The following is a 12,347-nucleotide window of genomic DNA, read 5'->3' on the forward strand; positions in this document are numbered from 1 at the left end:
AGGAGAGGGTTGGGGTGAGGTGCGTGGCTTCTCCGGAAAGGTCGCACACCTCACCCTGTCCCTCTCCTGGAAGGTGTGGGGACCCGCGCCCGGATCGACCTGGTGGGCGAACGCGAAGCTGCGGTCGCGCCTCGCCATCGTTGCCTTGGCCATGGGCCTGTTCGCGCAGCCCCTTGCGTACGCCGCCGATTCCCACGGCGGTGGCGGACACGGCGCGGCGCCGGCCGCCCCCATCGATCCCCTGCCGGTCAAGCCCTACACCGTGCCCGTCGAGATGGTGCGGACCCTGCAATTGCTGCAGGATCGGATCGCCCAAGGGTCGGGGCCGGCGCATACGGGCCAGCGCGCCCTCCTGGCCCATGCCGAGGAGCGGATGCGCGCCCTCGAACCGGAGGCCTGGGCCGATCCGGTCAACATCCGCGCGGCCGTCACCTTCGCCCTCGGTGGCGGCGGCCCGGCGCTCCTGCGCCACATCCTCGCCTCGTCCAAGGTTCCGGCGGACAGCACGCCCCTGGTGCTCGGCTCCCTCGCCTTCCTCGAAGGGCGCGAGAAGGAAGCCCGAACGCTCCTGACGAAGATCGACGCCGCCTCCGTGCCCGTGGGCCTCGGGGCGCAGCTCGCCCTGACCCAGTCGGCCCTGGTGGTGCGCGACGACCCCGCCCAGTCGATCCGCCTCCTCGACCTCGCCCGTCTGCTGGCACCCGGCACCCTGGTGGAGGAGGGGGCGCTCCGCCGCGAGATCTTCGTCCTGGCGCAGGGCAACGACCTCGTGAAATTCGAGGCCCTGGCGATCCAGTATCTCCGCCGGTTCCGCCACTCGGTCTATGCCGGCAACTTCCGCCAGCGTTTCGCCGCCGCCCTGACCCGCCTCGATTTCGGGGCCGAAACCGGCCGTTTCGCCCGCCTGCAGGCGATGCTCGACGAGATCGAGCCCGAGGGGCGACGCGACCTCTACCTCCTCGTGGCCCGCGCCGCCCTCGACCAGGGCAAGAACGCCACCGCGATCTTCGCCGCCGAGCGCACCGTGACCCTGACCGAGCCGGGCTCCGTCGCGGCGATCCGGGCACGCCTCTACCGGGCCGCCGCCCTCGTGGTGGTGGACGGCCGGTTCGAGGAGAGCGTCGAGACCCTGCGGATGACCGACCGCAGCGTCCTCGCGGCGGCCGACCGCGACCTCCTCGACGCGGCGCTCGCCACCGCGCGGGAGATCCGCGACGTGCCGGGCGTCCCGGACGCGCCGCCGCCTGCGCCGGAGCCGTCCCGGCTCGCTGCCCGCGAACTTCCGACCACGCCCGCCATCGCCCGTGCCCAGGGGGCGATCGGCCAGATCGACGACCTGATGAGGAAGAGCGGCCGATGAACACGTTCGCTGCGATGAAGCCGGCGCCTCGTCCGGCCGAGGCCGTCGCAATCCGAAGCGGGGCGGAAGCCGTCGAGGCGTCGGCGGACGGCGTCGCCGAAGCGTTCGGTGCCGTCCTCGGCGCGCTCCAGGAGGGCCGTCCCGCCAAGGAGACGGCCGGTCGCGCGGATAGGGCCGGCGACGAGGCGGCGTCCGGCGCGGGCCCGGCTCCGGCTGAACCGGCCAACCCCCTCCTCGGCCTCGTTGTCGCCGTCGATACGGGCACCGTTCCGCAACCGCCGGCGACCACCATGGACCCGGCGGCCCTCCAGGCGCTCCTCGCGCGGGCGGTACCGGGCGCCGTCCCTGCTCCCGTCCTCGCCCCCGCCGTGGCGCCCCGCGCGACCGCTGGGTCCGACCAGGCCGTGTCCGCGCAAGGCGCGGCCGTCCCGGTGGGCGTGGCGGACCTCGCCGCCGGGATCGCTCTGGCGGCCGGGGGGAGTGGGCAGAGCCGGAGCGGCCCGGTCCAGACCGCCCCGATGCAGGATGATCCCACCCGGGCGGTCTCGGTGGAGGTCGAGGCCGTGTCGCGGACCGTTGCCGAATCCCGTCCCCAGGTGACGATCCTCCAGCAGGAGACGCATTTCGCGCCGGTGAGGCCGAGGCTCGTCGCCGGGCAGGCCGCCGCGCTCCCTGCGTCGGCGGGCCAAGCCGGCGCCATCCCGGCGCCCGTCGCCCCCGCGCCGATCCTCCCGACCCTCGCCGCCGCCATGACGGACGCCGTGCCCGCGCGCGAGGCGGCATTGCCCCTCGGCGCCGCCGTCGGCGCTGGTGTGGCCGCCGTTTCCGCACCGACAAGCGCCCCGGCTGCCGCACCGTCCGCCATCGACCCTACGGTGCCCCAAGCCGTTGCCCCGGTGCCCCAAGCCGGTGCTCCGGTGCCACCGGCCGGATCGCTGCCCGCGCCGTCGGCCGAGCCATCCGGCAAGCCGCGCCGGGCCGAGGCCGCACCGGCCACGACGGAGACCGCGACGGTGGCCTCGCCGACGGTCCAGCGCCTCGCCGGCCAAGCGCTTCCCGTCGAGGCCGCCCAATCGACGGCGGGAGACGTTCTCACCGCCGAGGCCGGTCCGCGCGAGACCATCGCGCCCGTCGCCACGGCGCCGGCGGGCACCCTGCCGTCCGCCGCCCTCGGCGAGCCGGTCCGTCAGGTCGCCGAGGCCGTGGCCGCCGAACTGGCCCGTCCGGCGGCCACGGCCACAACCGCCGCCGCGACGCCCGGCACCGAGGGACCCCTGCGGCTCCTCACCATCCAGCTCCGGCCGATGGATCTCGGCACCGTCCTCGTGCGGATGCGCCTGCGCGACGGCCAGCTCGAGATGAGTCTCCATGCCAGCCGCGAGGAGACGGCCGCCCTCCTGCGCCAGGACGGCGCCCTCCTCACCGACCTGCTGCGCAACTCCGGCTACCAGCCGGACACCATCACCATCGCGTCGAACGGTGCCGGCGCTCCGTCCCAGGGCGAGGGCGGTCGTCCCGGTGCGGGGACGTCGTTCCAGCCGGGTGGCCAGGGCGGCCAGGCGCAGGGGGGCGCCAACCCCGACCAGGCCCCCCGGCGCGGGGGCGACACGCATGCGGATGAGCGAGCAGACCTGACCCATGAGCGGACCCATGAGACGATTTCTTCCGGCCCTGACCGCAGCGGCCTGTACCTTTAGGGGGATCTCGGCTGCGGTCGGGACCGCCCAGGCGGGTGTTCCCCCGGTGGCGAGCACGATCTGCGAGCGTGAGATGGCGGGCGCGGCGGCGAAGCACGGCGTGCCCCTCGGCGTGCTCTATGCCGTGGGCCTGACGGAGAGCGGCAACCGCGGCTCGCTCCAGCCCTATGCCATGAACATCGCCGGCAAGGCGTACTTTGGCACCAACGCGGCCGATGTGGTGGCGCGCCTCGGCGAGGCTCAACGCAACGGCGTGAAACTCGTCGATCTCGGCTGCATGCAGATCAACCACCATTACCACCGGGCGAAGTTCACGTCCCTGGAGGGGATGATCGACCCGGCGCAGAACGTCGAATACGCCACGCGCTTCCTGAAGGAGCTGAAGGCGCGCGAAGGCAGCTGGACCCTGGCGGTGGCCCGCTACCATGCCGGGCCCAACAACAATCCCGCCCAGAAGACCTATGTCTGCCGGGTGATCGCCAACATGGTGGCGTCGGGCTTCGGCGGTTGGACGCCGGGGGCCAAGACCTTCTGTCAGTGAGCGGCGCGTGGCGGCGTCGGCGGGCTACCCGACGAAGGTGTAGCCCATGAAGCGCTTGGCCTCGATGGGGTCGAAGCCGAGCCGGGCGGAGAGCTTCTTGCGCAGCTTGCTCACGTGCCCCTCGATGACGCTCTCCTCGACGCCGTTGCTGTAGACGCCGTAGACTACGTTGTAGATCTGCGTCTTCGTCATCCGCTTGCCCCGATTGCGCACGAGGCATTCGAGGATGTGCCGCTCGCGACGCGGCAGGGCCAGGACTTCGCCGTCCACCTCCGGATCGCGGCCGTCGAAGAACACCTTGAGGCGTTCCGTGGGGGCGGGCACGTCGCGAGGCGGAAGGGGAGCGCCGCCGTTGACCCGGCGCCAGATCGCCTCCGACCGGGCCAGGATCTCGCGGACATGGACGGGTTTGGGCAGCACGTCGTCGATGCCCGCCTCGAACAGCAGCAGCGTCTGGTCGAGGGACCGCACGTCGCTTAGCGCGATGATCGGTGCGCGCGAGAGCCGGCGGATGGTGCCGGCACACTTGGCCCTGTCCTCGAAATCACCCAGCAGGAAACCCTGGATCGCTTCACGGTCCAGGCGCGAGGACGCCTGGAACCAATTGGCGAACTCGTCCGGTGCCAGACCGAGGGACGAGATGCCCTCCCGGTCGAAACTGGCCTTGTACCCGGCGTTCACCGATTGCCGGGTGTCGACCAAGATATACATCCATCGCCTCCGACGTCGTGATGGTCAGCCCGCCGGGCTGCCATTCTCCCCCAGTGCTCCGGTGACGTCGTTGACCGGAGCGACTTGTGATCGTTCTGCCTTGGCTGGCTTGCGATCGAAGAAAGATCGCAGAGCCTATTAATCCTTGCCGAGTCTCCGCTTCTGTAGTTGCGAAGTTATCGGCGATCTTCGCTCTAAAGGCTCGATGGAGATAGAGTATTTTCAATATTGCCCGGCACGAGCCGCTTTATCCAGGTCTGCGTACGATCTGTGGTTGTTCGGTACGATGTCGTCCAAAGCTTTGCGTCATCCACCGATTCGCGTCTGCCGGATCATCCATGTCTGGCGCGCCAGGACAGGTCAATGCCCGATCCCCATAGGTCAGAGTTCCATCACCCGGCATCCATGGGCGTGGGCTCCGATCAAGTCTTGGTGGAATCCTAAAAAACGACGATCTCGGAGACCGTGTGCCCCGTCGCCGAGCGCAATCAGCCTGCCACCGGGGCGAGCCGAGCCTCGGCCAGGGCGCTCGCGAAGCCATTGAGGCAGAAGCCCGGTCCCTCGTCGGCCAGAATGCGCTGGATCGCCACACCAACGTAGACGCCGTCGAGGACGAGCTTGAAGAACACCGTCACGGGGGCGGTGACGAACTCCATGTCGAGGACGACGGTGAGGGAGCGTCCCCAGTCGAAGCGCACGTCGGCTCCGTCGGCATAGGCGATGGTCGCTTCCTTGAAGAACGGCTCGGCCGAGGAAGCGACGAGGTCGGCGATGTTGCCGTGGCGCTCGCCCTGCACCCATCCGATCAGGATGCCGCCGTCGAGGAGGCACAGTTCCGCGATGAAGTCCCGGATCGCCGTGGCGAACACGCGCTCGGCCGCCGCGAGCACGTCCGCGGTGTTGCCCTGGTGGGGGCTGGGCACGGTGTCCGGCAGGGGGTCCAGCATGGGCAAAACGCTCATCAGCGGGCTTTCGAGAACAGGAAGAACAGGACCTGGGCCACGGCGCTATAGAACTCCGCCGGGATCATCCGATCGATTTCGACACTGTCGTACAGGGACCTTGCGAGAGGCTTGTCTTCCACCACCGGAACGCCGTTCGCCTCGGCGATTTCGCGGATGCGCAGGGCGAGGAGGTCCTTGCCTTTGGCGAGAACCAGGGGGGCCGGCTGCTCGTCGCGATTGTAGCGGAGCGCAATGGCGTAGTGGGTCGGATTCGCGATCACCAGGGTGGCGTTCTTGACGTTGGCGAGCATGCGCTTGCGCGAACGGTCCTGGGCCATGGAGCGCAGGCGCCCCTTGACCAGGGGATCGCCCTCGGCCTGCTTGTGCTCGTCCTTAAGATCCTGCTTCGACATCCGGATCGAGCGCTGCCAGCGCAGGCGCGACCACACGAGGTCGGCCGCCACGATGACGATGGTGGCGATGCTGACCACCGACACGAGGCGGATCGCCACGGTGAGGATCAGTTCGGGGATCTGGCTCGGGTCGGAGAACATGGCATTCACGGCTTTGTTGCCCTCCGAGCGCAGGAGCAGCAGGGCGACGATGGTGACGCTCAAGAATTTAAAGAGCGATTTCAGGAACTCGACCTGACCGGCCTTTCCGAAGATCCGTCCCCAGCCCTTGGCCAGCGAGATCCTGGACCATTGCGGCCGGATGCGCTCGCCGACCACGCTCGGCACGTTCTGCACCAGGGAGGCGACGAGGCTGCACCCGCCGATGATTGCCAGGATCGGGAGCAGGAATTTGGCCGCCGACAGGGCGGTGCCCTCGAGGATGCGCGCGGCGTCCTGGCTGTTCTCCAGGGCGAAATCGCGCGGGTGGTCGATGAACGTCATGAGATCGCGCACCAGGGGGGCGGTCCCGTCGCGCACCACGAGGCTCAAGGCGATGAGCATCCCGAGGATCGAGGCGAACACGGGCGCTTCGCGGGAGAACGGGACGTCGCCCTTCTCGACGGCGTCGCGCACCCGTTTCTCGGTGGCGTCCTCGGTCTTGCTCTCCTGATCGTCAGACATGCACGGGGCCGCGCAACGCGGGCGCGGTCCGGTCGGCGATGCCCAGACCCGTCATGCGGTGCGGCGCCTCAGCGGACGAGGGGCTCAACCTCGCCTCCGGCATTGATCTCGATGTCGCCGCGCCCGGCCATCTCCATGGCGAGATCCGTGATCGAGCGCCGGGCTTCCAGCACGTCCTTCTGCGCGGCCGGCTCGCCACCGTTGAGTTCGTGCTCGACCATGCGCTTCACGCGCGCCGACAGGGCGCTCAGAACCACGGTGCGGAACTCGGCGTCCGTGCCCTTGAGGGCCATGACGAGGCGGTCGTTCGGCACGGCATCGAACAGGGTGGTGCGCGCGCGCGGCGCCAGCTTGACGATGTCGTCGAAGGTGAAGAGCAGGCCCTTGAGGATCTCCACGGATTTCGGCCTGGATTCTCCGAGACTCGTCAGCACCTCGTCGATCTGCGTGCGCTCCATCTTGTTGATGATGTCGGCCATCTTGGCGTGGGTGTCGGCCCCCGAATTGCGCGAGCCGTTGATGAGGAAGTCGTCGTGCAGCGCGCGCTGGACCGCTTGCATGATCTCGTCGACCACGGGCTTGAACGTCAGCATCCGGCGCATCACCGTGTTGCGCAGGGGCTGGGGCAGGTGGGCCATCACCTTGGCGGCGGTGGCGGGCTTGATCCGGGACAGGATCAGGGCCGCCGTCTGCGGATGCTCCTTGACGAGGGTGCTCGCGAGCACGGTCTCGGAGACCTCCGACATCCGCTCCCAGACGGACCGGGTGGAATCACCGCGCACATCGGCGAGGATCTCGGCGAGCTGGGCCGCGGGAATCAGACCGGTGAGGAGCTTCTCCACCTCCTGCACGGTGCCGACGAGGCTGCCGCCGTTGGAGAACTCGCCCGAGAACGCATCCACGATGGTGTCGAGCTGACCGGCGCTGACGGAGCCGAGCTGCATCGCCGAGCGGGTGATGCGCTTGATCTCGTCGGCCTCGAAATATTTCAGCAGGCGGCCGGCCGCCGGCTTGCCCATGGCGAGCAGCAGGGCCGCGACCTCGTCCACGGGGGCGAGCTGGCGCGGAAGGCCCGGCGGCGCTTGCGGAATCGGCACGCTGCCCACGCTCATCGGCTCAGCCATTCTGTCCGGAATCCGCCGGGCCGACGATCTCCGTCAGGGAGACGCCGAAACGGGAATTGTCCTCCTCGACCACGACGATCTCGCCACGCGCGACCACGCGGCCGTTCACGGTGACGTCGACGGGCTCGCCGACCCGGTGGTCGAGGGAGACGATGGCGCCGCGCCCGAGCTTCATCAGGTCGGCCACCGGCATGGTCGCCGAGCCGAGGACCACCTGGATCAGCACCGGGATGCGCAGGATCGAGTCGATGTTGCGGTTGTCGCCGATGCGCGCCTCGGCGGCCGGGGCCGGAGACGCCGCCGTCACGGTGGGAAATACGGGGGCGGCGCCCGCCGGGGCGGTCTCCGCGTCGTCGAAGGGGCTGTTGCTCATCGTCCGCTCGTGGAGGGGTGACGTCGTGCGTCAGGATCGGAGGCGTCGGGGATCAGAGTCGGTCGAAGGCGCGAGATGGTCAACCGCCCGGGACCCGCGCCTGCCGGGCGAGGTCGTTCGCAAGGGCCCGGCGGCCGTTCTCGAGGGCGGTGAGGGTCGTGCGCGCCTCCTCGATCTTGCCGTCGAGGGCCTCGAGGATCGCCCGCCCCTCCGTGCTGAAGCCGCGCACGGCTTCGCCCGCCTGGCTCAGGGCGTGACCCGACTGGGTGAGGATACGGCCGTACTCGGCCTGGGTCCGGTCGAGGCGCTTGAGCTTGAGATACATCGGCACCACGCAGGCGCTCGTCGCGATGAGCGCGAGGAGCAGGATGGTGTCAACCAGAGGCGTCATGGCACGAGGCCTTCCTTCTCGGGGGCGATGGCTTCGTCGATGCGCAGGACGTAGGAGCCTTGCGCCTGCCCCATATGGCACCAGAACAGCGGCCTGTCGTTGCCCTCGAGCTTCACCCGCGTGGTCGGGGTGGCGTCGAGCCCGATGACCTGGCCGACCTTGAGTGCGGAGATCTCGCCGAGGGTCAGGGTGCGCTCCTCCAGCACGGCGCGGAGCGTCACTTCCGCCTTCTGCACCTCGGCCGCGATCTGCTGGCTCCAGATGGGATCGCGCGCCACCGATTCCCCGGTGAGCACCTTGGACAGGCTCGGGCGCATGGGGTTGATCACCGATTGCGGGATGATGAGGAACATCTCGCCGCTGCGGTTGAGCGCCTGGAGCAGGAACTTCGCTTCCACCGCCTTGTTGCCGCGCCCGCCGATGACGGCGAACTCCATACGGGTCTCGGTCCGTTCCAGGCGGAACGGTGTGGCGGCCACGAGGGAGAACGAGGATTCGAGCGCCTTGCCGACCTGCTCCAGTACGATCTGGGCGATGCGGGTCTCGATGCCGGAGAACGGGCGCTCGTCCTCCACCGGCGGCTCGCCGCCATCGGACCCCAGCAGCACCTCCACCATGGTGAAGACGAAGTCGCGGTCGAGGCCGACGAGGATGTGGCTGTCCCAGTCGGGCGCGTGGAAGAGGCCCGCGATGGCGTTGTTGTCGTAGGCATCGAGCAATTCGCCGATGCGGCCGCTCTGGATGCCGCCGAGGGAAAAGTGCACCGGCGAGGCGACGAGGTGCTTGAGGTTGTCCGAGCAGCCCGTGGTCAGGCGGTCGAACACCACGCTGAGCATCGGCAGGCGGTCGAGGGACAGGCCGCCCGCCTCGATGAGGCGTGCGCGGATGTCGGTGTTCGGCGGTTTCTGGCCGGAGGGGTCCTCCGCTGGGGGGACCGGGGGCGTATCCATGGTCAGGCAGCCTCGCGCTGGGCACCGCCGTTCACGGTGGCGTTCTCGACCTCGTCGATGGTGGGGCGGTCGCTGAGCGAGATGCCCTTGCGGCCGTGCTCGACGGCGATCTGCGGCACGGCCCCGCTCATGTACGCGAGCAGGCTCTGTTTGACGATGATGTAGACGTGGGCCTGCTTCTCGCGGATCACCTTGATCTTCGTCGCGAACGGCGCGAGCACGCCGTAGGACATGAACACGCCGAAGAAGGTGCCGACGAGCGCGGCGCCGATGAGGCCGCCGAGGATCTGGGGCGACTGGTCCAGCGCCCCCATCGCCTTCACGATGCCGAGCACCGCCGCGACGATGCCCAGCGCCGGCATCGCCTCCGCCACCATGGTGACGGCGCCGTAGGGCTTGAGCCGGTCCTTGCGGTAGCCGTTGATCTCTTCGTCCATCAGGGCCTCGATCTCGTGGGCGCGGGCATTGCCGATGAGGATCAGGCGAGCGTAGTCGCAGATGAACAGGACGAGGTCGGCGTTCTTGGCGATGGCCGGATAGGCCTTGAACAGGTCGGAATTCGCCGGGTCGTCGAGGTGGGGCTCGACCTCGTTGCGGGGCTTGGCCTTCAGCTCGCGCATGAGGGCGTGGAGGAGGCCGAGAAGCTCGAGGTAGTCCTTGCGCTTGGGCACCTTGCCGGTGAGGGCGTCCATGCTCGCCTTGCCGGAATCCACCACCGTCTTCATCGGGTTGGCCATGACGAAGGCGCCGGCCCCCATGCCGCCGATGATCACGAACTCCCAGGGCTGCCAGAGCACTTCGAGGTGCCCGCCCATGGCGACGAACCCGCCGAGCATGCAGCCGATTCCGATGACGAGGCCGATGACAATGCCCAAGGTCTCTGGCCTCCGCCGGTGTGAACGCGTGTCACGTCCTGAGCGGCGGAGGTACGGCGGCAGGCTTGTGCGGGGCTGGGACCCCTCAACGCGCGGGCGGCACGCGTTCCCGACCCTTGGCCGCCGTCGGGAACAGCACCGTACCGGCCACGAGCCCGAGGAGTGCGGCGAGCCCGAGCCGGCCCCAGCCCGCGGGTTTCCCGCCGCGCGGCTTCGCCCGTGCTCGCGCGCCGGGCGAGGCGGTGTGGGGGCGTTGCCGGTCGTGGGCTTCGTCGAGGCTGCTCATGGGGATCAACGCCTTGGCGGCGGCCGCGTTGCCACGCCGCATGGGGCCGGCCTATAAACGCCGCCCATTCCCGATGCCGCGTGCCGTCGAGGAGGCCCGGCCTCCTCCGGCGCCGCTCCCTTTCGCGAGAGTCGATCACCCCATGGCCGGCCATTCCCAGTTCAAGAACATCATGCACCGCAAGGGCCGCGTCGATGCGGTCCGGTCCAAGATCTTCGGCAAGCTCGCCCGCGAGATCACGGTGGCGGCCAAGCTCGGCCTGCCGGACCCCGCCATGAATGCGCGCCTGCGCGCCGCCATCATCGCGGCCCGCGCCGAGAACGTGCCGAAGGACAACATCGAGCGCGCCATCAAGAAGGCACAGAGCGCCGATTCCGAGAATTACGACGAGATCCGCTACGAGGGCTACGGCCCCGGCGGCGCCGCCCTCATCGTCGAGGCGCAGACGGACAACCGCAACCGCACCGCCTCCGACGTGCGCTCGGCCTTCACCAAGTCCGGCGGCAGCCTCGCCGAGACCGGCGCCGTCTCGTTCATGTTCGATCATGTCGGCGTGGTGGAATTCGACGCCGGAGTGGCGGATGCCGACACCATGCTGGAGGCCGCCATTGAGGCCGGCGCCGACGACGTGCGATCGGATGCAGACGGTCACGAGGTCACCTGCGCCCAGGACGCCTACGGCGAGGTCTCCAAGGCCCTCGAGGCGCGCTTCGGCGAGCCCCGCCGCACGGCGCTGGTCTGGAAGGCCCAGAACACCATCGAGGTCGACGACGAGACCGGCGAGAAGCTCCTGCGTCTCGTGGAGGTGATCGAGGATCAGGACGACGTCCAGAACGTGTTCGTGAACTTCGCCCTGTCGGAAGCCCTGATGGAGAAGCTGGCGGGCTGAACGGTCCCGTCTCGTCGCAGGGGCGGTTTCCGGGTTGGCAGTTTCCGGGTTGGCAGTTTCCGGATTGGCAGTTTCCGGATTGGCAGTTTCCGGATTGGCAGTTTCATTGCGTCGCGGTGAGACTGCCCCTTGAGCCCGCGTGAGACGCTCCGTGCCGCAAACGCCCAGCCCCGACCTGCACGCTGTCGTGCGGGAGATCGCCGAGGAGATGCGGGTCCGGCCCGACCGGGGCGAGGTGGCGACCTACATTCCCGAACTCGCCCGCGTCGACGCCGGCGCCTTCGGCCTCGTCGTCATCGATGCCGACGGCACCGTCGCGTCCGGCGGCGACGCCGACGTGGCGTTCTCGATCCAGAGCATCTCGAAGGTGTTCACCCTGACCCTGGCCCTCGGCATGGTCGGGGACCGCCTGTGGCGCCGGGTCGGGCGCGAGCCTTCGGGCAGCCCGTTCAACTCCATCGTCCAGTTGGAGCGCGAGCGTGGAATTCCGCGCAATCCCTTCATCAATGCGGGCGCCATCGCGGTCACCGACGTGATCCTGTCGGGACATCAGCCGCGGGAGGCCTTGGGCGAGATCCTGCGTTTCATGCAGTTCCTGGCCGAAGATCCGAGCATCGCCATCGACGAGGCCGTGGCGGCTTCCGAGCTACGCACGGGTTTCCGCAACGTAGCGCTCGCCAATTACATGAAATCCTTCGGCGTCCTCGACAACCCAGTGGATTTCACCCTCGGCGTCTACTTCCATCACTGCGCCATCAGCATGACTTGCCGACAGCTCGCCACGGCGGGGCGCTTCCTCGTGCATTCGGGGCGGACACCCTCGACGGGTCATTCCGTCGTTTCGGCCGAACGGGCGCGCCGCATCAATGCGGTGATGCTCACCTGCGGGCATTACGACGGTTCGGGCGAGTTCGCCTACCGCGTCGGCCTGCCCGGCAAGAGCGGGGTCGGCGGCGGCATCCTGGCCGTGGCGCCGGGGCGTGCCTCCATCGCCGTGTGGTCGCCCGGCCTCGACGCCTCGGGCAATTCCCACCTCGGCCGGATCGCCCTCGAAGCGCTCACCAAGCGCCTCGGCTGGTCGATCTTCGGCGTCTGATCGGGCACTACGGTGTCCGGGTCTGGTCCGTGTC

Annotated in this window: 14 protein-coding genes; 5 read left to right on the plus strand and 9 right to left on the minus strand. The window is 69.2% G+C overall.

All coding sequences use genetic code 11. The features are described from left to right. The first annotated feature begins 19 nt into the window (after positions 1-19). The 3 genes from ASF52_RS01530 to ASF52_RS01540 are packed head-to-tail and all read left to right on the plus strand — an operon-like array spanning position 20 to position 3,598. Positions 20-1,360, plus strand: coding sequence for a chemotaxis protein MotC (locus ASF52_RS01530; protein WP_244473655.1), 1,341 nt, complete (start codon positions 20-22; stop codon positions 1,358-1,360). Beyond that, on the plus strand, positions 1,357-3,057 hold the full coding sequence (gene fliK, locus ASF52_RS01535; RefSeq protein WP_056166442.1) for a flagellar hook-length control protein FliK: 1,701 nt from the start codon (positions 1,357-1,359) through the stop codon (positions 3,055-3,057). Before ASF52_RS01530 ends, fliK begins: the two co-directional genes overlap by 4 nt. After that, positions 3,011-3,598, plus strand: a complete 588-nt coding sequence (locus tag ASF52_RS01540; protein WP_082478751.1) for a lytic transglycosylase domain-containing protein — start codon at positions 3,011-3,013, stop codon at positions 3,596-3,598. Before fliK ends, ASF52_RS01540 begins: the two co-directional genes overlap by 47 nt. 24 nt (positions 3,599-3,622) lie before the next feature. On the opposite strand, the gene ASF52_RS01545 is transcribed toward ASF52_RS01540, so the two are convergent. The 9 genes from ASF52_RS01545 to ASF52_RS01585 all read right to left on the minus strand — a co-directional run bounded on the left by ASF52_RS01545 (position 3,623) and on the right by ASF52_RS01585 (position 10,370). Further along, complete coding sequence (locus tag ASF52_RS01545; RefSeq protein WP_056166448.1) at positions 3,623-4,309, minus strand: response regulator transcription factor; 687 nt, start codon at positions 4,307-4,309, stop codon at positions 3,623-3,625. Positions 4,310-4,797: 488 nt separating this feature from the next. After that, positions 4,798-5,271: a hypothetical protein gene (locus ASF52_RS01550; RefSeq protein ID WP_244473656.1), complete on the minus strand. Its 474-nt coding sequence runs from the start codon at positions 5,269-5,271 to the stop codon at positions 4,798-4,800. Then, positions 5,271-6,329, minus strand: coding sequence for a flagellar biosynthesis protein FlhB (gene flhB / locus ASF52_RS01555; protein ID WP_056166451.1), 1,059 nt, complete (start codon positions 6,327-6,329; stop codon positions 5,271-5,273). Before flhB ends, ASF52_RS01550 begins: the two co-directional genes overlap by 1 nt. Positions 6,330-6,397: 68 nt before the next feature. Beyond that, entirely contained in the window at positions 6,398-7,453 is a 1,056-nt protein-coding gene (locus ASF52_RS01560) for a flagellar motor switch protein FliG (protein ID WP_156368828.1), read from the minus strand. Beyond that, the gene (gene fliN, locus ASF52_RS01565; protein WP_056166453.1) at positions 7,446-7,826 is read right to left on the minus strand and encodes a flagellar motor switch protein FliN; all 381 of its coding nucleotides are present in this window, start codon (positions 7,824-7,826) and stop codon (positions 7,446-7,448) included. The genes ASF52_RS01560 and fliN overlap by 8 nt, the downstream gene beginning before the upstream one ends. A gap of 79 nt (positions 7,827-7,905) precedes the next feature. Further along, positions 7,906-8,217 carry a hypothetical protein gene (locus ASF52_RS01570; protein WP_056166456.1) on the minus strand — a complete coding sequence of 104 codons (312 nt, stop codon included), beginning with the start codon at positions 8,215-8,217 and terminating at the stop codon, positions 7,906-7,908. After that, positions 8,214-9,167: a flagellar motor switch protein FliM gene (locus tag ASF52_RS01575; RefSeq protein ID WP_056166459.1), complete on the minus strand. Its 954-nt coding sequence runs from the start codon at positions 9,165-9,167 to the stop codon at positions 8,214-8,216. Before ASF52_RS01575 ends, ASF52_RS01570 begins: the two co-directional genes overlap by 4 nt. Before the next feature lie 2 nt (positions 9,168-9,169). Further along, complete coding sequence (motA, locus tag ASF52_RS01580; RefSeq protein WP_056166462.1) at positions 9,170-10,042, minus strand: flagellar motor stator protein MotA; 873 nt, start codon at positions 10,040-10,042, stop codon at positions 9,170-9,172. Between the two features lie 85 nt (positions 10,043-10,127). Further along, positions 10,128-10,370 (minus strand): hypothetical protein, encoded by a 243-nt coding sequence (locus ASF52_RS01585; RefSeq protein ID WP_056166465.1) that lies wholly within the window; start codon positions 10,368-10,370, stop codon positions 10,128-10,130. Positions 10,371-10,470: 100 nt separating this feature from the next. On the opposite strand from ASF52_RS01585, the gene ASF52_RS01590 reads away from it, so the two are divergent. Beyond that, a complete protein-coding gene (locus tag ASF52_RS01590) occupies positions 10,471-11,217 on the plus strand; it encodes a YebC/PmpR family DNA-binding transcriptional regulator (RefSeq protein WP_056166467.1) in 747 nt (248 codons plus the stop codon). Between the two features lie 151 nt (positions 11,218-11,368). After that, positions 11,369-12,313, plus strand: a complete 945-nt coding sequence (locus tag ASF52_RS01595; protein WP_274533774.1) for a glutaminase — start codon at positions 11,369-11,371, stop codon at positions 12,311-12,313. The last annotated feature ends 34 nt before the right edge of the window (positions 12,314-12,347 follow it).

The organism is Methylobacterium sp. Leaf112 (assembly GCF_001423295.1).
Taxonomy (GTDB): Bacteria; Pseudomonadota; Alphaproteobacteria; order Rhizobiales; family Beijerinckiaceae; genus Methylobacterium.

Excerpts from the sequence above, each read along its gene's own strand:
- flhB (WP_056166451.1), bottom strand. The coding sequence starts at position 6,329 with ATGTCTGACGATCAGGAGAGCAAGACCGAGGACGCCACCGAGAAACGG.
- fliN (WP_056166453.1), bottom strand. The coding sequence starts at position 7,826 with ATGAGCAACAGCCCCTTCGACGACGCGGAGACCGCCCCGGCGGGCGCC.
- fliK (WP_056166442.1), top strand. The coding sequence starts at position 1,357 with ATGAACACGTTCGCTGCGATGAAGCCGGCGCCTCGTCCGGCCGAGGCC.
- ASF52_RS01575 (WP_056166459.1), bottom strand. The coding sequence starts at position 9,167 with ATGGATACGCCCCCGGTCCCCCCAGCGGAGGACCCCTCCGGCCAGAAA.
- ASF52_RS01540 (WP_082478751.1), top strand. The coding sequence starts at position 3,011 with ATGAGACGATTTCTTCCGGCCCTGACCGCAGCGGCCTGTACCTTTAGG.
- ASF52_RS01550 (WP_244473656.1), bottom strand. The coding sequence starts at position 5,271 with ATGAGCGTTTTGCCCATGCTGGACCCCCTGCCGGACACCGTGCCCAGC.
- ASF52_RS01590 (WP_056166467.1), top strand. The coding sequence starts at position 10,471 with ATGGCCGGCCATTCCCAGTTCAAGAACATCATGCACCGCAAGGGCCGC.
- ASF52_RS01585 (WP_056166465.1), bottom strand. The coding sequence starts at position 10,370 with ATGCGGCGTGGCAACGCGGCCGCCGCCAAGGCGTTGATCCCCATGAGC.
- ASF52_RS01545 (WP_056166448.1), bottom strand. The coding sequence starts at position 4,309 with ATGTATATCTTGGTCGACACCCGGCAATCGGTGAACGCCGGGTACAAG.
- ASF52_RS01570 (WP_056166456.1), bottom strand. The coding sequence starts at position 8,217 with ATGACGCCTCTGGTTGACACCATCCTGCTCCTCGCGCTCATCGCGACG.
- ASF52_RS01560 (WP_156368828.1), bottom strand. The coding sequence starts at position 7,453 with ATGGCTGAGCCGATGAGCGTGGGCAGCGTGCCGATTCCGCAAGCGCCG.